Below are 17,652 nucleotides of genomic sequence, written 5' to 3'. Positions count from 1 at the left end.
CAGACTTTATGTCCGTTTCCCTTTTTATATGGTTTTAAATGAATCTTAACGTAACAACTGAAGTACAGCTTGTGGCTGTTGGTTCGCTTGAGCAAGCATTGCTTGTGCAGCTTGGTTCAAGATGTTGTTTTTCGTGAAGTTCATCATTTCTTTCGCCATATCTACGTCACGTACACGTGATTCAGCAGCTTGAAGGTTTTCAGCTCCAACGTTCAAGTTGTTGATTGTGTGCTCAAGACGGTTTTGTGTTGCCCCGAGTTTCGCACGCTCAGAAGATACAGTTTCAATTGCGTTGTTGATAACAGTGATTGCGCTGTTAGCACCTGTTTGTGTTTCGATGTCAACTGTATCAACAGAAAGACCAGTAGCTGTCATATCTGAAAGTTCAAGTGTAATGTTTTGTCCTGAGTTCGCACCGATATGGAACTTAAGACCGTTTGCAGCACCTGAGAAATCACCATTCATCAAAGTCTTCGTGTTGAACTCAGTGTTGTTCGCGATACGCGAAATTTCACTTGTCAACTCTGTTACTTCTTTTTGAAGCTCTTCACGGTCTGTTTGTGTGTTCGTGTCGTTTGACGATTGAACAGCGAGTTCACGCATACGTTGAAGGATTGAGTGCGTTTCGTTCAATGCACCTTCAGCTGTTTGGATGAGTGAGATTCCGTCTTGTGCGTTACGTGACGCTTGATCAAGACCGCGAATTTGTCCACGCATTTTTTCAGAGATTGCAAGACCAGCAGCGTCATCGCCAGCACGGTTGATGCGAAGACCTGAAGAAAGTTTCTCCATTGCCTTCCCAGAGTTAGTTGTGTTGAACGACATGTTGCGGTGTGCGTTCATTGCGTTAAGGTTGTGGTTGATAATCATTGTAATTTCCCTCCATAGGTTTAAGTTTTTCCGCTCTTCCAAATCCGTTTGTCCGAGCATGTAAGGTTTAGGCCGGCCCCTCACCTTACATTTGTTGGAACGTTTTATCGTTTCCATACTCTATATCGGAGCATCTTCAGAGAACTTTAATCATTTTTATAAAAATAAATACTTTTCTTTATTTTGACTCTTGAAAATGAAAGATAGGCAATCCTCCAGAGGAGTCAACCTCTATATGTAATGATCCAATGTTTACCTCATAATTCAACGGTATTTCTTCAATCAACGTTAAAGGTTTTTCCATTTCGAGTGCCCATGAAAATAACTCAAGAAAATCCGCATCTAACCCATGATTATTCGACTTGAATCTTATTTGATCCACTTTTTCTTTCGTTATCAACGAAAACTCAGCTCTTGGAATGGAACTAATAATCCTTTCTTTTTCGATATGATCTATTAAATTATCCTCATCTCCTTGGAAGGAAATGATTTGTGCAGAACCATTGTAGTTTTTATATAGATTTTCTAAATTAAGATATGATTTGTTATCAATGATTTCTTTAGCTAAATATTCAAACTCAACAGCAAGTGTCAACATTCCAACTTGTTGATAGAGAATTCGGTTTTGCTTCATATAACTCGGCTCTATCCATGCCGAGTTATCAATAAGGTAAGAGAATAGATGGGGAGACAAACAATTACTTAGATGTAATAAATAAGCTCCATGTGAGTGACCATACCCTATTATCCTTTTTTCATCGAAAGAATAACCATTATCCTTAACAATCGCCTTAACAATTTCAATAGATGTAATCAAGTCAATAGCTTGCATATATCCCATATCATTAAAATCATTAATGCTTTCATTCAACTTCGCATTCACAGGCAAAATTGCGCTTTTTGTAGACAATATAGACCAAAGTTGTGATTGATTTGCATTGACTTGCTTAATTTCATCACTAGTCAATAATTCTTCTAGAGTCGCAAGATCGCTAAAATTAATCGAGTCAGCTGACTGCATATAAGAACTTCCAAAATAATCACATTGAATAACAATTAAATTAAATTGATCAGCAAATGTCTCTCTCATCTTTTTGTAAACTCTTGAATCAATGTTTCCGCCAAACCCTGGCACCAAAAGAAGTAACCCGGTTTTGTGATTTATCTCTTCCGAAGGGATTGAAAATTCAATACGTAGCTCCCTCCCTGAATTCCCTGAATATATATTATAATGTGCAGGTATCTTCACGTGATGCTGTTCTGCCATCCGCACTCCTCACTTCCAACTGTATAGATTCAAAAACAAAAACGATTCACGAATGAATCGTTTTAATAAAATTACACTTCTACTTTCATCTGTTCCGTCTCATTCTGCAAACTCTCTGCGACGCGAACGAGCTCTGACATCGCTCCGTTCACTTCACCAAGACTTGCCGCTTGCTGGCTCGCCGCTGATGTCACTTCATTCGCATAACGCGATGCTTCTTCGACCATGCCAACGATGCCCGCCGAGTTTGTCACAACCGAATCGATCTGACCACGTGACTCATCAAGGAGTGAATCGACCGAATGGACATGACTGTATACTTCATTTGCGGAATTGTGAATCGATGCGAACGCACCACCTGCTTTTTCAACTAAACCGACACCTGTCTCCACTTCTGCTTTGACGTTCGCCATTGAAGACGATGTATCCCCAACGAGACGCTTCACGTCTACGATGAGATCCGTGATTTCTTGAGTCGAGTTCGCTGTTTGTTCCGCGAGCTTTTTCACTTCTGCCGCAACGACAGCGAATCCACGCCCATGCTCTCCGGCACGTGCCGCTTCAATCGATGCGTTCAAGGCAAGCAAGTTTGTCTGTGCTGAGATGTCACTGATGACATCCGTGATCCGTGAGATTTCGCCTGTCATTTCTGTCAACTGGCTGTTGAGCGTCGATGACTGTTCGACTTTCCCGGCAATCGCATGCATCGCATGAACTGAAGACGAGGCAAGACCTTTCCCGCTCTCTGCTTCCTGTTGCATCTCGCTTGCCGAATCAAGCGCCGATGACATCTCTTGGCGGATGCTCTCCATCGTACGCGCGACCGCTCCGAGCAAGTCCATCGAGTTATATGTCGCACTGACGTTATCTTCTAACATCTTGTTGAGAGAATCCATCGCAGAACGGATACTTTCTCCTGCAACGTTCCCTTCTTGAACTGAAGCTGCAATTTCCTGTGCCGAACCCGTCAATTGGTCAGCCGTGTAACGCATGTTCGTGCCTTGTTCCCGAAGGTGTTCGACCATGTTGTCCATCGACAAGAGCAAACGTCCCATCTCTGAACGATCTGTCGTCTTCTCGTCGGCGAAGTGCACCGTCAAATCACCATTCCCGACTTCGACAGCTTTTTCAGAAGCCATCTCGACCGCTTTCAGTGGACGACGGGCAATCAAGTAAATGACGATTCCGCCGAGTGATGAGATGAGTAATGCCACGACCGTACCGACGAGCATGACTTGACCTTGTTCCATCTCGAGTTCCGTCAAGAGTAATAGGGTGATGTAGCCGACCGCTCCGCCCGTGATAAAGGACGTGACCAAAATCCACGCGAGCAATTGCGTCGTAAAGTTTTTAAATACTTTCACTGTTTGTTCCTCCTCATTGTGTTCATCACTTACTATATCGTCCAATTTCCAATGAATGTATAGCGTTTTCAGTTGAACGTTTGGTCAATGAAAAAACGTACTCCGTCAAGGAGTACGTTTCATCAAAATGCTTCATCGTCACGTTCAACATGGATCACACGGCGTGGTGTCGTCGCCGCATCAATTGCGAGCGCGATGGCAGCCGCCCAGTGTAGCATCATCCCGACAAATGGAATGAAGCCGAGCACCGAGGCCGCAATTCCGACCGCCGCACCGTAAGAGAAGCGACTCAATCGACTGAACGAAAGAATCAACACGATCACGTGGTAGACGAACATGAAACCGAGGGGCGAATAGCCCATTCCGATGATGAAGAGACCGCCAAGAAGCGGAATCCCGAGGAAGGCTTCAAACGCCGCGCCGAGCCATTTCAGATTTTTCACCATGTGGTTCACCTCACACTTCAATCATATAAAACTCATAGCCACCATTCTCCGCAAAACCGGCACGTTTATAAATCTCGAGCGCCGCCTTGTTTTCCGTCTCGACATCGAGCTCGACTTTCGTCCGGCCCATGCGGAACAGTTGTTGGACCATCTGTTTCAACATTTTCGTACCGTAGCCTTTGCCTTGTTCGCCTGCTTTGACCCCGAACGCATGGATGCTTGCCGCATCATCCCCAGTGAGAAGGGCGCGAATCACACCGATCGGTTTGCCGTCCACTTCACCGATATACGTCACGCGGTCTGGCGTATCGATTTGTTGATAGATGTTTTCCGTCACATCGACCGGATCTCCGAACGCCTCGCTGAGCGTCGCGATGATGAGCGGACGATCCTCTGACGCCGCCTCACGTAGCGATACTTCGTCCGGCTTCAAGAAGAGTTCCGCTTTTTTCAAGACGAGATTGTATTCCGAGAACTGATACGCCGCCTGAAGATGCTCGAGCACCGCTTTCCCGGATGCCGAGTTTCGGTCGATGACGAACGTGAATGCTTCGCAACCGTTCAACTTCGCGTCTTGTTTTGCCGTTTCGAGTAGTGCCGTGAAGACACCTTGTTTCCGGTATTCAGGATGAACGAGCGCATTCACTTCATACTCGTTCGGAAGATACGGGAAAAGCATGAGATAACCAACGAGCGTCTCCCCGTCATATACCGCATAGTCGTTCTGCCCGACCGACTCATGCCCAACCTTTACGTCGATCTTGTCGTTCGCGTTGACCGCCTGTTCTAACGCTTTGACGTCATCTGCCTGTCTTACTTCTTCTACTGTCCAATTCATTCATATCACCTCATTTGTATTGTAGCACAAAGGAAAAAGCCCGCCGTAGCGAGCAGACATTCAATGATTTCTTTCATTCTGAAAAAGATAAGTCAATTCTCGCATCATGACTGAGATGACGATGACAACAGCCAAGGTGATCAAGCTTTCTTGTTTCGGTAAATCAAATATATACATCGCGACGATAAACAAAAGGATTACAATCAATCCCTCCGAATAATCTCGTCTTCGGCTTGGTAATGTCTTTCGCACACGTCCCCCACCTCTCTGAAAAAACTGCAAACGATTCAGCCGTCTGCAGTCTCTCCATGTTATAACGTTCGGAACTCTAACTCAGGAAGTGTCTCGATCAACTCAGCAATCTCGTCCGTATGCGCCTCCGCACCTGGGACGGCCTCTGTCGGTTCGACCCAGAAGAACGTCTTGTCGTTCGTCCCGAGGTAGTTGCCGTAGCCGATTTCTGTCGCGAACGCTTCTTGCGTCAATTCGCGGTCGATCAAGTCCAGGTGGAACAAGAGTTGGTCGTCCCCGTCCTCAACGTTATAGTATAAATCGAACGTACCGTAGCTCTTCGTGTCCCCGATGTCGACGACGTCCTGCGCCTTCTCGATATAGACATCACCTCGCTCGATCGCCTCGACAATCTTCGACGGCAAGATAATCTCATAACCGAGCTCACGGTCACGAATCGTCTGCGTCGTATCCTCTGTCCGTCCCCGGGACGAGACGACACCAACTGTCGCCACCAATGCACCTGTCACACCGAGCGCGAGCGCCCACTTCATCGATTTGTTCACAAGAACCACTCCTCACTTGTTAATGTCTTCACTTGATTATCCCACAAGTTGACGACTTTTCATTAAATATTCTGAAAAAATGTTTCCCCTTACATTGACGAGTGTCCGTCAATCCCATACGATGGTAGTAACGTACTATAGAAAAGAGGAACTGACATGTCTAACGAAACTACTTTGACACGCGCTCAGCTCGACGCGCTCTTGAAAAACGTCTTCGCCCTTCAAATCCCGGTCATCGAGAAATTCATGACGGATTTGTTTAAACAATATGTCTCCACGGCATCTACGTTCAAACAGGACATGGACACGATGAAAGCAACGGACTGGCACAAGCATTTCTTTGGTCAAAAAGTGATGCCGCACCTCTTCATCGAGAACCTTGGCTTCGGTGCATCGTTCCGTCACCAAGGTCAAGAAAAAGTCGTCAGCATCCCTGAGAACATGACAGTCGTCAAACCGGACTCAGACGCGCAAATCAAAGAGATTTTAGAGAATCTCGACCAGACGCTCGCATTAATGGACGGCGTCAAAAACAAAGGACTCGTCAAGAAGTTCTATAAAGAAACGCTCGAACTGATCTGCCAACTCGGTAGTCGTACCGGTATGATGGATGATTTCTATGACAAAGTCAAAGGTAGTTTGACAACAAGTTAATGACCATCCCCTCGCTCAAAAGACCGAGGGGATTTTTTATGCCTCTTGTCGGACCACGGTCGGAAGCTCCATAAACTGACTCCGACTGTGGAAGACGACCCCGACCATGACGAGCGCGATCCCGGACAAAGCGATTGGCGATGGCATGACGGCATGCAGGAAGACCAGTTCCCCGATGAGCGCGAACAGGACTTCGAGCGCTTGCGTCGCTTCGACGGACGCCAGTCTTCCCATGTCATGTTTGACGAGATCGGTCGCCATGAAGAATAGCACGGTCGCGACAACCCCGGATAACAGGGCGACGAGGAATGTCTGCCCGAGCTGACTCGATGAGGGACGCCCCGTCGTCAACCCGTAACCGAACAACAGGAGCCAGACCGGGAGTGACCCGAGACACATTCCGAGGATTCGCTCGAACACGTCGAGGTCCGTGTGCTGCATCATCTTCCGGTTTCCGAGCGGGTAGGCAAATGCGGCGATGATGACCGGCACGACCCCAAGCCAAATGAACCGAGGTTCGAACGACTCGAAAAACTCCACTTGCATCATTACGACCCCAATGAGAATCAAGACCGAGAAGCGAAGTCCGCGCCATGGGATTCGCTCCCGTGTTCCGTCTGCCTTCTTGAAGAGCGGGGACAACAGTGCCCCGGCGACAATCGTCACTTGCCACGTGCCCGCAATCAGCCACGGGGGTGCGACCTCGGCTGCGAGACAAATCGGGACGTAAAATAGTCCGAACCCGACCGTCCCCCAAAGAATCCATGGACGAGGACGTTCTTTCAATGCTGAGAGGACTCGCTTGAGTCCACCACGAAACGCGACCACAACTAGCAGTAACGGAATCATCCACAAAAAGCGGAGCGAGGCACTATAGGCAAAGCTGCCACCTCCGACTTGCATCACTTCGTTCAACACGAACGTGCTCGCAAAAAACAAGGCGGCGAAGACACCGAGTATGAGTGGACGCATACGTTCCCTCCTTTCCGAATCCTGTCATGTTCTCGACATCTCGCCATTTCTCCTGCAAAAAACGGACGACCCTTGGCCATCCGTCTCTTTATTCCTTCTTGGTCATGTCCGGAGTTCGAGTGCGGCAATCTGCTCCATCCGCTCGAGGATTGGTTTCGCCTGATCGATATACGCCCTCACTTCAACAAGCGACAACGACGCCGCATGCGCCTCCTCATTTCGCCATACTTCATAGACGAATACGGTATCCGCCTCATCGAGCGACACGTGGACCCGATACGATTCACAATCCGATGTCGCCTCCATCTCCCGCGCCGCTTCCGACAAAATTGCTACGAGTCTATCGCGTTGCCCCGCTTTCGTGACAAGCTTTCCAATCAGTGCGTACATTTCCAATCCTCCCCTTTCTCTTGCATCGACTTCTTCCACTTACCATATGCGATTTCCTGCTTGGTCGGTTCACACGTGTAGAGGTTAAAAAAACGGACGACCCTTGGCCATCCGTTAATGAATATCGCGTTTTTGGAAGTTCCCGCCTTTGACCTCTGTCACCTCATACACGACGACGAACGCTTTCGAGTCGACATCATCGATGATGTCTTTGATTTTTCGTTCTTCGAGCCGGTTGATGACACACGTGATTTCGTAATAACTTTCTTTGGAATATGCTCCTTGGATTTGATTCAACGTGGCGCTCCGTCCGAGACGGTCCCGAATCGTCTCGACCATCTCCTGCGGTTCACTCGTGATGATTTTGAACGTCTTCGCCCCGCTCAATCCCTCTTCGACGATATGAATCACTTTCGAGGCGATGAAGTAGGCGATGGCGGACAAGACCGCTCCTTGAAGACCGAACACCGTCGAGACGACGATAAAGACGAACGTATTTAAAAATAAAATCAAATCACTCGTACCGAACGGCAATTTACGGGATAACAGGACAGCCAACATGTCGATGCCGTCAAGCGCTCCCCCGTTGCGAAGCGAAATCCCCATCCCGAACCCGAGGATGATCCCACCGACCACCGTGATGAGGAGCGCATCCCCTTCGATGATAGTCGGAACATGGTGCATAATGACCGTACCGACAGACAAAGACGCAATCCCGGTGACTGAAAGGATGGCGAAGCTCTTCCCGATTTGTTTATAACCCAGATAGACAAACGGAATATTTAACACACCGATGAAAATACCGAGCGGCAGTCCCGTCAGTTGTGACCCGACAATACTGATCCCAGTGACGCCCCCGTCCGAAACGTTATTCGGAATGAGGACCGATTCCAATCCATACGCCGCGATGAGTCCCCCGATGATGTTCATCATCATTTGAAACGCCATCAACCACGTTTTGTTTTCTCGTTTCATCCTATAGACCTCCATCCATTGTTCAACAACCTTTTTAGCCTAACATAAAACAATACCAAAATAATTTATCAAGAATCCTCCATCAATTCTGAATATTCATGTCAGATTCTCTGTCGTAAATGATTGTCGGTTCGTATCATTTGTTATACTTAAGAAAATGGAAAGGGGGCACCATGTATGCAGCGTACACCCATGCCTTCCCCGACACCGGAGGAAGTGCAGCGCTTAAGGCGCGAACATAATCCGATCAAGGCGTCCGAACTGTTTGTAAAAGTCGTCCTTTTGCTGCTCGGCTCCCTCGTCTTTGCCGTCGGCTTGGAGGCGTTCCTCGTACCGAATCAAATCATCGACGGTGGTATCGTCGGCGTCTCGATTATCGTGTCGTACTTGACGGAAACGAAGCTCGCGATTTGGCTCGTCCTCTTCAACTTACCGTTCATCTACTTCGGGTATCGGCAAATCGGAAAGACGTTCGCCGTCGTCACGTTGACAGCCATCCTGCTCATGTCAGCCTTCACCATCGTCCTTCACGACATCAAGCCGTTCACAGACGACCTCCTCTTGTCGACCGTCTTCGGCGGTTTCTTACTCGGTGCCGGAATCGGGCTCGTCATCCGGGCGGGAGGATCACTCGATGGAACGGAAATTCTTGCCGTTTCCTTCACGAACCGATTACCATTCTCCGTCGGAGAGATTGTCATGTTTTTCAATATCTTTATCCTCGGGACGGCCGGATTCGTCTTCAGTTGGGACCGGGCCATGTATTCGCTCCTCACCTATTTCATCGCATTCAAGACGATCGATGTTGTCCTAGAAGGAATTGACCAGTCGAAAGCGGCCTGGATCATCACGTCCGCACCAGACGATATCGGGCAAGCCATCATGGACCGGCTCGGTCGAGGTGTGACGTATCTTCATGGAGAAGGCGCCTACACAGGTGACGGGAAGAAAGTCGTCTTCACGGTCATCAGTCGATTAGAAGAAACGAAATTAAAAGATATTCTCGATGACTATGATGAAAAAGCGTTCCTCGCCATTGGCAACATTCACGACGTCCGCGGCGGACAATTAAAGAAGAAAAACATTCACTAAACGTGAAATCCCCTATAACCGCTGGACCATCATCGCCAACGGTTATAGGGGATTTTTACGCAAATTTGACCTGATTCCGACCATTTCGCTTTGCTTCATATAATGCTTCATCTGCTCTTTCGAACACGACCATGCTCGGCTCATGCCCTGCAATCGCTGCACCGATTGAAATAGTCATCGGAATGATTTCACCTTGAAATTCGAATGGTGTTCGCTGTACCATCTGCACGATGTTTTCTGCCACCTTCGCCATGCCTTCACTACCTTCAATGACGAGCAAAAATTCTTCGCCACCGTATCGTCCGACAAATCCAGACGGCGGACAGCTTCGTTCCAACGTTTGTCCGATATGACGAAGTGCTGCGTCTCCTGCTAAGTGCCCATATGTATCGTTCAACTGTTTAAAATGATCGACGTCGATAACGAGTAACGTCCACGGTTTCCCGGACATTTCCAAATCGTTCATCTGTTCGAGCGTCCGATAACGGTTCGGAAGTCCCGTCAACTCATCAATGGTCGCCCGGTGCGTATGTAGGAGAAACATCCATAGATGCGTCTCGAGCTTCTTTGCGGCCCAATAGCAGAGCCAGGCCCCAAAAGATAACATGAGAAAATAAGGAACAAATACATTTATAAAGACCGTCTCATTCACACTGCCGCTCACTTGAATCAAGACGAGGAGCGCACCTAACCCGATGTAGATGGCATACCCTCTCCCTCGACGAATCGGTAAGCGTGTCATGACAAGAGAAAATAAAAAGAAGACAAATAACAGTAGTAACGAGTCTACGAACGGAGCACTCATTCCGTGCAGCGTCGTGCGTCCGATGAAGATCAGACCGAGCGTGACGATAGCTCCAAACGGTCCAGCGAACGTTGCGGATAAGGCAATCGGGATGAGACGAAGGTCGATTCGTGCATCCCCTAATTCGATGGAGTTGATGGTTAAGAGAATTGCCGTCAATCCGTTAGAGACTCCAAACCAAAAGCGTACGAACAACGGGGAAGTCGGCTGAATCGGTAAAACCGTCCGCATCACATAGAATGTGAGTGACATGAATAAAAAGATCAGACTGATGTTGATAAAAAAACTATTAATACCTGTTTCCACCGATTCCCCTCCTTCCTTTCACGTTTCCATCCTATCCCAACCCATCGAGCGCTGTCATCCATCAATTACCGGATTCATGAAAAAAGTCGAAAGCTCACGCTTCCGACTGCTTTTGAATCATCTGCTTCATCAAGTTAGCACTGTTTCGTGCCGACTCGTTCTCTTCCTGCATCTGAATGTACACCTCATGACGATGAATATCGATATGACGCGGGGCATCAATCCCAAGCTTCACTTGGTCGCCTTCGATGGCGAGTACCGTGAGCGTCACATCGTCGCCGATATGGATGGCCTCACCTTGTTTTCGTTTCAATACGAGCATCAGCGCACCTCCGCTTTCGTGCCACCGAGTGGATAACGAGCTGGATACGCATCGTCTAGGATGACTTGTTTCCCGCGACGTTCCTTCGTCTCGATGACGATTGGTGCTTTCAAGTTGAGCGTCGATGAATCAAAAGGTTCACGAAGCGTCACAATAGAATAGACCGATACGTGTTCCGCCTCCTCGATTCCAAGTTGGTCTTTCGCGCCATCCGACAATTCAAACGCATAGTCCGACTTATGCCAAAACGGATTCGTCACGACGAACGCGCATGCCTGTTCCTCAATCGACTGAAGCGACCAGAACGGTAACTCTTCCCCATACGGGATCAACACGAACGTCTTTGATTCCGGGAATCCGGGAATCTCACTGACGAAGGTGATCGTCTCGGCTTCGTTTATTTCAATCTTGCCAAAGTAGTCTGTTTCAATGAACATGGATTGTCCTCACTTTCAACGCGTTTCATCATACATCCCACCGACCGGCCACATCTCGAGTGACGCCTGTTGACGGAGCGAAATGTCCGTCGTCCACGGCGTGAACGAGATGTCGGTCGGAGTGAGCGATACATCAATTTGGGGTGGTGTGATATTCCACTCGATTTTCACATCCGCCGGCGTATACGTCAACTTGACACGATCGATTGATTTTGGCATGTAGCCCATGTCAACAATCGGATATGGGTCATTCACTTTCTCAGCCGCTATCGAAGGGATTGGATTCCCGTTCTCGATTCGCATCATGCGGTCGCCGTCTCGAGCGATATTCGCCATCGCTTCTCGGGCACCTTGTTCCCCAATCCGTCCGAAATGTTTACCGAGTTCGAGCACACCCTTCAGATTGCTCTCACTTCTCGCTACTGATGAATCAACCTCAAGCTTCCCTTGTGTCGTCTGTTGCGTCATCTCGGCTCTCCCTTGTTGGATGGACAGGTCGGCCCGTCCCTGACGCATCTCGAGTACCGGTCGATTGGATGTCATCTGGATTGCGGCCTGTGTCTGCCGCATCTCAAGTCTCGCGAGATTCATCATCAATTACCGTAAGAAGTCGAGGAGCGTCGGCTGAATGATGCGGGCACCTGCAGATAACGCTGCACGGTGTACAGTTTCATGTGACTTCAGCTCCATAATGACTTTTTCTACATCGATGTCTTCATTATCAGACATGATGGTCTTGGCGATAATCTCATGATCTTGAAGACGATTGTCGACGAGCTCCAAACGGTTTGCTCGGGCACCGAGCTCCGCCCGTTCCGTGATCAAGTTTTGACCTAGTGTGTCGAGCGTATCAAGTTCTGCAGACAAATCTGCCCCGGCAGTCGTTGGATCATTAAGAAGTGTAGTTAATTTGTGAAGCCCTTCAAATAACTCCTTACCAAAAACCGTTTCCGGTTGCATGTTCACTTGTACAGTAATTCCTTTTGACACTTCAAATTCGATTTCCCCACTTGCTGCAGGTGCCGTTCCACTCTCATAAATCGAATCGACAGAACCAGCCGGATTCGCTAAATACGCTTTTAACTGTTCGACATTGATGAGAGGTTGATCTGTTTTCGTACCGTTATAAATATACTTTTCGCCTGCTTTTGAGTTCGCAAGTGAACCGATGTGTTCAATCAATTGATCGACCTCGCTCTTGATGATGGCACGTTGCGACGATTCATACGTATCGTTCGCCGCTTGCGTCGTCAACTCACGAATTCGTTTGACAGCTTCCGTGACTTCGTTCAATGTCGAGTCCGTCAAATCCATCCAACTTGTCGCTTCGCTGACGTTCCGTCGGAATTGGTCGACTTCACGCACCTCGGTCCGATAACGAATTCCTTGCATCGCAACGACTGGATCCTCCGATGCTTTTTGAATCCGTTTCCCGCTGATGAGCTGTTCCTGGACACGAGCGAGTGTGTTGTAACTACTTGATAAATGCTTCAAGTTCGTCTGTGTGAGCATTGTCTGTGTGACACGCATCAGTCATTACCTCCCTACGACACCCATGCCGTTAATGATTTTGTCTAGCATTTCATCGACAGCTGTGATATTTCGAGCCGCCGCATTATAAGCGTGTTGATATTGAATCATCATCGTCATTTCTTCATCGAGCGAGACTGCGCTGACCGATAATCGACGTTGATCCGAACTACTTAAGAGAGCAAATGTACTCTTTGCCAAATTCGCATTTTGGCTTGCCTCGACTGCCATGTTTCCGATGACATTTTGATAGTACTTGCCGATCGAGGTTGAGGTCGTAACCGAACCCGCAAAGTTAAGCGCACTTTCTTTCAATTGCGCAAGTTCGAGAGCACCACTTCCATCCCCGATGTTCCCATCCTTAGATGCTGCAATTAAATCTAAGTTCTTCATGAAATCAGGATTCACAGTAATGGTGGCGGCGCTAGCAGTACCCACGAAAAAGTCAGTTCGACCGGCATTCCCGTCCGCGTCCATGTTTGTTCCATGCGCTACATTAAATGCTGATGCGAAGACGTTCGCCATCTCATCTAAGTCTTTGAGCATGTTGGTGAATCCCCCGTCGATTGCCTCTGGACCAGTTGCACTTCCGTACATTTCAACAAGTGCTTTCCATTTTCCGTTAGGCATGTCGGCATGTGTCATCGATGTATTCGTACCTGCAGCATCGGTCATAGTCATCCCATCAAATTTCCCAACTCCGCCCGTAAGACCGTCTACGAGTTTTACTTCTGTACCGCCGACGGATACACGAATATCGATTCGTCCTTCTGCAACACGTTGCGAGTTCCCACGTGTTTCGCCGTTCGTGTAATCAACAGGCACACGTTCGAACTCAATGTATTGCGACAACTCATCCATGTAGCGATCGCGCTCATCATACAATTCATTTGGCAGAACACCAAGAGGCTCTGCATCACCGATTTGACGGTTGACGTCACTGATTTTCGTCAACAAATCATTGATTTTTTTCGTGACGACCCCTGCTTCGGTCTTTAAGTCATCCTGTACTTTAGTCAATGATGAAGACATATAGTTAAATGTCTGTGCCAACGTCAATGCTCGTTGCCGAACTACGCTTCGCGCACCCGTATCGTCCGGGTTGACCGACAAGTCTTGAAGTGATGCCCAGAACAAGTCGAGCGATTTAGCGAGTCCGTTCTCAGACGGTTCATTGATGATGTCTTCCATCCGACCGAACGCGGCTTCTTTCGTCGCATAGAAGGCGTTCTTCACCGACTCGTCACGATACTGTTGATCGATCATAAGATCGCGAATTCGGGCGAGCGTCTCCCCGCGTACACCTGTCCCGAATTGTCCGGCTTTCGTCCCGCCGAAGTTGACCGAGAGCTGTTCGGTCATCCCGAGTGTGAGTCGTTGGCGCGAATAGCCAGGGTTTGAGGCGTTCGCCACGTTATTCCCGGTCGCTTGAAGCGCCCATTGGTGTGTCGAGAGACTGCGGCGTGCCGTCTCTAATCCCATAAATGTTGAACCCATTCCACTTCCTCCTTAAACGTCACGGCTGAACGAGCGTGTTTCGAACGCTTGTTGTCCGTATGTAAAATCATCTGCTTCCGGCATGAGCATATCCAGATGCCAAGTAATATAACGAAGGGATTGTTCGAGCAACGTCGCGTTCAATTCGTTCTGTCGCTTTAACTCGAACAAGACCGGTCTCAATTCCTCTATCTCTTCATCGTCCAATTCATACGTCCCTTGAAGTCGTTCCGCTTCTTTTTGTGAAATTTGTCGGACGAGTTTCGCTTCTTCTTTGACGAGCGTGCTAAATGCCACCATGTCATTTTGAATGAGTTGCTGTTCTTTTGCGTAAGCCAATTCGAGTAACCGTTTATGTAATGTGAGCATGAGTCTCTCCTTTTTCAAAAAAAGAGCCGACTAAAGAAAGGGGTACCCCTTATTTAGTCAGCTTCCGTGCCGTGTTATTCAGTGCGAAGGCCTCAAACGGACCTCGCTTCCATTCATCCTTGTAGAAAGCGTTTAGCGATTTCGCGCGCGTCCCGTGAATATGTGCCTGCATCAATCTCCGCTTTTAAAGCGTCGATTTTAGCGAGACGGTCCGGATGTTTCACCGGTTCTTCAAACCGGGCGCGAGCTTCCGCCGAAATTGACAATTGGTCCGTTTGGCTTGATTGCGCGGGCTTCGGCTCGACTTGCGTTTTCTTTTCATAAGTGTTTGGTAAGTGTACCCACTTGGCTGAATCGATGCGCATGCGTCTTCCCCCTCTTCATGATGTTAATCCAAACGATAAGCGCGGATACTCGACTTTTTCGCCAAGCCCTCCTGCATCTCCTGTAGACTGGACAGTTCCTTCTGCATTTCTCTCTGGCAGTTCGAACAGATTTTTCCTTCATTCGTAGGCCGACCACAACGGACGCAGCTGATGGCAAGCGCCGGATTGTCTTTGATGATCAAGCGTCCTTCGTGGATGTATCGCGTGATATCAAGTTCAGAGACACCTGTCGCTTCGACGAGGGCTCCGATGGTCGTCTGTTTGTTGGCTGGTTCACGAATGAAATCGCGGACTTTCAAGAAGTTTTTATAATCGACTTCATTACATGATGGACAGTACGGTGAACGTCCCTGTTTCATAAACAAGCGCCCACACATTTGGCAAGTTGCTGCATCCATTGGTTTCACCTCTGCCCTTTATATCGGACGCGATTTTGATTTGTTTAGCGCCCGAAACAAGCAAATCGCAGAAACTTCTGATGCACCTGCCTGTCGCAACGAAAATGCCGCCTGATGAAGGGTCGTTCCCGTCGTATAGACGTCGTCTACAAGAATGATTTTCCCATATTTCACTGAAGTTGGTACAGTGAAAGGGTTCGTTCGGTGTCGTCTTCCTTCTTTCCCGAGTTCACGTTGACTTGAAACCTCCGTTTTTTCGAGAATCTGCCGCGTCGGACCGATATATCGCGCGAGCACCTCGGCCTGATTGAAACGACGTGTCTGAAGTCGCTCCTTACTCAACGGAATCGGAACATAGGTCACGCCAGATGAACGCAATGCCCGAAGCGCTGGGGCAACCGATGAGGCAATGACGACATCCCCGCTGAATTTATATCGATGTAGCCAGTCAATTCCTGCATCATCGTACGCGTACAGGCAGCGGACGGTCAAGTCGAGACCGAGTGCGAGCCAGCGGATGCAGTCCGGACACGTCTCACCGGTCTCATTTGGTTGACCGCAGCGTGGGCAACCTGTCCCGAGCGGCGTCAGTTTCGACTCGCAAGAGGGACACACCCAGCCCCGTCGCCATAACGTGTCAGGTGTCCACGGGACGGTCATCGACTCATGACAAAGAAGACATTTCATCGCCGATTCGCCTCCCTGATCTTCTGGATGGCAACATCTTGTCGGAATGTCCGCTCCTTGTAAAAGAAACAGACCTCTCCTGTCGGTGTGTCCGGTTTTCGCCCCGCCCGACCCGCCATCTGAATGAGACCCCGCGTCGAGAAGAGACGATGTTCACTTTCAACCACGGCGACCTGCACGTCGCGAACCGTCATCCCTCGCTCCCAGATTGAGGTCGCAAGGACGATCCCTTTCGTTTCTTGAAGCCAATGGAGTGTATCCAACCGTTCTTCCGTGTCAGCAGAAACGGTTTGACACGTGATACCTGCCTCTTGTAACCGACTTTCATATCGCTCCAAATCAGGCTTCGTCGGCACAAACAAGAGACGGGGTTTCAAGGCGTGACGTCGACAGAAGTCTAGGAGTCGTTCGTCGGACTGTTTGACAAGTGTCGGGACCGGCAAATCGAATCCGTGATAGCGCCGCGACAGATGAACCTTCGGAAGCAATTGTTGCCAAACGGTCGGGGTCGCCGTGATAAATAAGAAGACATTTCTCCCGGCCCGACGGATTGTATTCCAAAGTGCCACATCAAAGGCAAACGGGAAGGCATCGGACTCATCGACGAGCACATAATCGAACACGTCACGTAAATTCATGAGTAACGGTGCGGTCGCCACCGTGATCATCCCAATGGAGTCTTTTTCTCCCCCTCCATATCGTTTAGTGACAGGGACTGTGAACGCCTGTTCTAATCGTTCGACCCATTCGATGGCGACATCTTTCCTCGGAGAGACAACCAACACTCGCTTCCCTTCATTGACGACACGCTCAATCACGGGAAACGTCATCTCGGTCTTCCCAGCGCCACACACCGCATGCACAAGTCCCGTCCTCCGTTCGTCCCACCACGTGAGCAGTTGGTTCGCGACCCGCTTTTGGTCTGGGACGAGCTCGAATGGCATCGTCAATTCGGTCGTCTCGGTTGGAGTTGTGATGTCCCGTTCCTGTAGAAAATCACATCGGCAGACACGCCCGAGGTACAAACAATTTCGGCAATAGGCACAGCGTCCATGATGACAAGTGAACGTCCGGACGTGCGTGCTGAGACAGCGTTGGCAGACGCCTAAGCGGATGGCTCGTTTTCCTTTCGGTGCGACAATAAGTTCTCCCATAACCTGACTCCTTTTTGTCATCACGCTACCAAAATACCTATGTAAATACGATTCAACTTATCAAAAACAACATAGGTCTACTACACAAATAGGACC

At 48.7% G+C, this 17,652-nt stretch carries 23 protein-coding genes; 2 read left to right on the top strand and 21 right to left on the bottom strand.

The window, feature by feature from the left end:
- Nucleotides 1–45: 45 nt before the first annotated feature.
- The 7 genes from KNO79_RS03230 to KNO79_RS03200 all read right to left on the bottom strand — a co-directional run bounded on the left by KNO79_RS03230 (nt 46) and on the right by KNO79_RS03200 (nt 5,582).
- Nucleotides 46–870 (bottom strand): flagellin N-terminal helical domain-containing protein, encoded by an 825-nt coding sequence (locus KNO79_RS03230; protein WP_214690636.1) that lies wholly within the window; start codon nt 868–870, stop codon nt 46–48.
- Nucleotides 871–1,048: 178 nt separating this feature from the next.
- Entirely contained in the window at nt 1,049–2,137 is a 1,089-nt protein-coding gene (locus KNO79_RS03225) for a DUF2920 family protein (protein WP_214690635.1), read from the bottom strand.
- A gap of 71 nt (nt 2,138–2,208) precedes the next feature.
- On the bottom strand, nt 2,209–3,501 hold the full coding sequence (locus tag KNO79_RS03220; RefSeq protein ID WP_159562662.1) for a methyl-accepting chemotaxis protein: 1,293 nt from the start codon (nt 3,499–3,501) through the stop codon (nt 2,209–2,211).
- A 122-nt stretch (nt 3,502–3,623) separates the two neighbouring features.
- Nucleotides 3,624–3,947, bottom strand: coding sequence for a hypothetical protein (locus KNO79_RS03215; RefSeq protein WP_074036219.1), 324 nt, complete (start codon nt 3,945–3,947; stop codon nt 3,624–3,626).
- Between the two features lie 10 nt (nt 3,948–3,957).
- Nucleotides 3,958–4,785: a GNAT family N-acetyltransferase gene (locus KNO79_RS03210; protein WP_214690634.1), complete on the bottom strand. Its 828-nt coding sequence runs from the start codon at nt 4,783–4,785 to the stop codon at nt 3,958–3,960.
- Nucleotides 4,786–4,845: 60 nt separating this feature from the next.
- Nucleotides 4,846–5,037, bottom strand: coding sequence for a hypothetical protein (locus KNO79_RS03205; RefSeq protein WP_214690633.1), 192 nt, complete (start codon nt 5,035–5,037; stop codon nt 4,846–4,848).
- Between the two features lie 59 nt (nt 5,038–5,096).
- On the bottom strand, nt 5,097–5,582 hold the full coding sequence (locus KNO79_RS03200; protein ID WP_196431017.1) for a hypothetical protein: 486 nt from the start codon (nt 5,580–5,582) through the stop codon (nt 5,097–5,099).
- A 156-nt stretch (nt 5,583–5,738) separates the two neighbouring features.
- On the opposite strand from KNO79_RS03200, the gene KNO79_RS03195 reads away from it, so the two are divergent.
- On the top strand, nt 5,739–6,236 hold the full coding sequence (locus tag KNO79_RS03195; RefSeq protein ID WP_214690632.1) for a hypothetical protein: 498 nt from the start codon (nt 5,739–5,741) through the stop codon (nt 6,234–6,236).
- 36 nt (nt 6,237–6,272) lie between these two features.
- On the opposite strand, the gene KNO79_RS03190 is transcribed toward KNO79_RS03195, so the two are convergent.
- From KNO79_RS03190 to KNO79_RS03180, 3 genes are all read right to left on the bottom strand, one after another.
- A complete protein-coding gene (locus KNO79_RS03190) occupies nt 6,273–7,208 on the bottom strand; it encodes a DMT family transporter (protein WP_214690631.1) in 936 nt (311 codons plus the stop codon).
- 102 nt (nt 7,209–7,310) lie between these two features.
- Entirely contained in the window at nt 7,311–7,598 is a 288-nt protein-coding gene (locus tag KNO79_RS03185) for a putative quinol monooxygenase (RefSeq protein ID WP_214690630.1), read from the bottom strand.
- 114 nt (nt 7,599–7,712) lie between these two features.
- Entirely contained in the window at nt 7,713–8,573 is an 861-nt protein-coding gene (locus tag KNO79_RS03180) for a YitT family protein (RefSeq protein ID WP_214690629.1), read from the bottom strand.
- Nucleotides 8,574–8,750: 177 nt separating this feature from the next.
- On the opposite strand from KNO79_RS03180, the gene KNO79_RS03175 reads away from it, so the two are divergent.
- Nucleotides 8,751–9,665 (top strand): YitT family protein, encoded by a 915-nt coding sequence (locus KNO79_RS03175; RefSeq protein ID WP_084543049.1) that lies wholly within the window; start codon nt 8,751–8,753, stop codon nt 9,663–9,665.
- Between the two features lie 55 nt (nt 9,666–9,720).
- Here the strand turns inward: KNO79_RS03175 and KNO79_RS03170 are convergent, their stop codons facing one another.
- From KNO79_RS03170 to KNO79_RS03120, 11 genes are all read right to left on the bottom strand, one after another.
- Nucleotides 9,721–10,776, bottom strand: a complete 1,056-nt coding sequence (locus tag KNO79_RS03170; protein ID WP_214690628.1) for a GGDEF domain-containing protein — start codon at nt 10,774–10,776, stop codon at nt 9,721–9,723.
- Nucleotides 10,777–10,870: 94 nt separating this feature from the next.
- Nucleotides 10,871–11,098 carry a carbon storage regulator CsrA gene (gene csrA, locus KNO79_RS03165; RefSeq protein WP_012726976.1) on the bottom strand — a complete coding sequence of 76 codons (228 nt, stop codon included), beginning with the start codon at nt 11,096–11,098 and terminating at the stop codon, nt 10,871–10,873.
- Nucleotides 11,098–11,535, bottom strand: coding sequence for a flagellar assembly protein FliW (gene fliW, locus KNO79_RS03160; RefSeq protein WP_196431021.1), 438 nt, complete (start codon nt 11,533–11,535; stop codon nt 11,098–11,100). The genes csrA and fliW overlap by 1 nt, the downstream gene beginning before the upstream one ends.
- Before the next feature lie 15 nt (nt 11,536–11,550).
- Complete coding sequence (locus KNO79_RS03155) at nt 11,551–12,105, bottom strand: DUF6470 family protein (protein ID WP_230872833.1); 555 nt, start codon at nt 12,103–12,105, stop codon at nt 11,551–11,553.
- A gap of 27 nt (nt 12,106–12,132) precedes the next feature.
- A complete protein-coding gene (gene flgL / locus KNO79_RS03150; protein ID WP_214690627.1) occupies nt 12,133–13,065 on the bottom strand; it encodes a flagellar hook-associated protein FlgL in 933 nt (310 codons plus the stop codon).
- Nucleotides 13,066–13,071: 6 nt separating this feature from the next.
- A complete protein-coding gene (flgK, locus tag KNO79_RS03145; protein ID WP_214690626.1) occupies nt 13,072–14,562 on the bottom strand; it encodes a flagellar hook-associated protein FlgK in 1,491 nt (496 codons plus the stop codon).
- Between the two features lie 12 nt (nt 14,563–14,574).
- A complete protein-coding gene (flgN, locus tag KNO79_RS03140; protein WP_074036203.1) occupies nt 14,575–14,931 on the bottom strand; it encodes a flagellar export chaperone FlgN in 357 nt (118 codons plus the stop codon).
- Nucleotides 14,932–15,044: 113 nt separating this feature from the next.
- Nucleotides 15,045–15,296 carry a flagellar biosynthesis anti-sigma factor FlgM gene (locus tag KNO79_RS03135; RefSeq protein ID WP_074036202.1) on the bottom strand — a complete coding sequence of 84 codons (252 nt, stop codon included), beginning with the start codon at nt 15,294–15,296 and terminating at the stop codon, nt 15,045–15,047.
- Between the two features lie 23 nt (nt 15,297–15,319).
- Nucleotides 15,320–15,715, bottom strand: a complete 396-nt coding sequence (locus KNO79_RS03130; RefSeq protein ID WP_074036201.1) for a flagellar protein — start codon at nt 15,713–15,715, stop codon at nt 15,320–15,322.
- Between the two features lie 18 nt (nt 15,716–15,733).
- Nucleotides 15,734–16,402 (bottom strand): ComFC family protein, encoded by a 669-nt coding sequence (locus tag KNO79_RS03125; protein ID WP_214690625.1) that lies wholly within the window; start codon nt 16,400–16,402, stop codon nt 15,734–15,736.
- The gene (locus KNO79_RS03120) at nt 16,399–17,556 is read right to left on the bottom strand and encodes a DEAD/DEAH box helicase family protein (RefSeq protein ID WP_214690624.1); all 1,158 of its coding nucleotides are present in this window, start codon (nt 17,554–17,556) and stop codon (nt 16,399–16,401) included. The genes KNO79_RS03125 and KNO79_RS03120 overlap by 4 nt, the downstream gene beginning before the upstream one ends.
- Nucleotides 17,557–17,652: the final 96 nt, after the last annotated feature.

Origin of the sequence: Exiguobacterium sp. s43 (genome assembly GCF_018617255.1) — a bacterium.
Lineage (GTDB): Bacteria > Bacillota > Bacilli > Exiguobacteriales > Exiguobacteriaceae > Exiguobacterium > Exiguobacterium profundum.
This window is presented reverse-complemented; position numbering and strand designations above follow the sequence as displayed.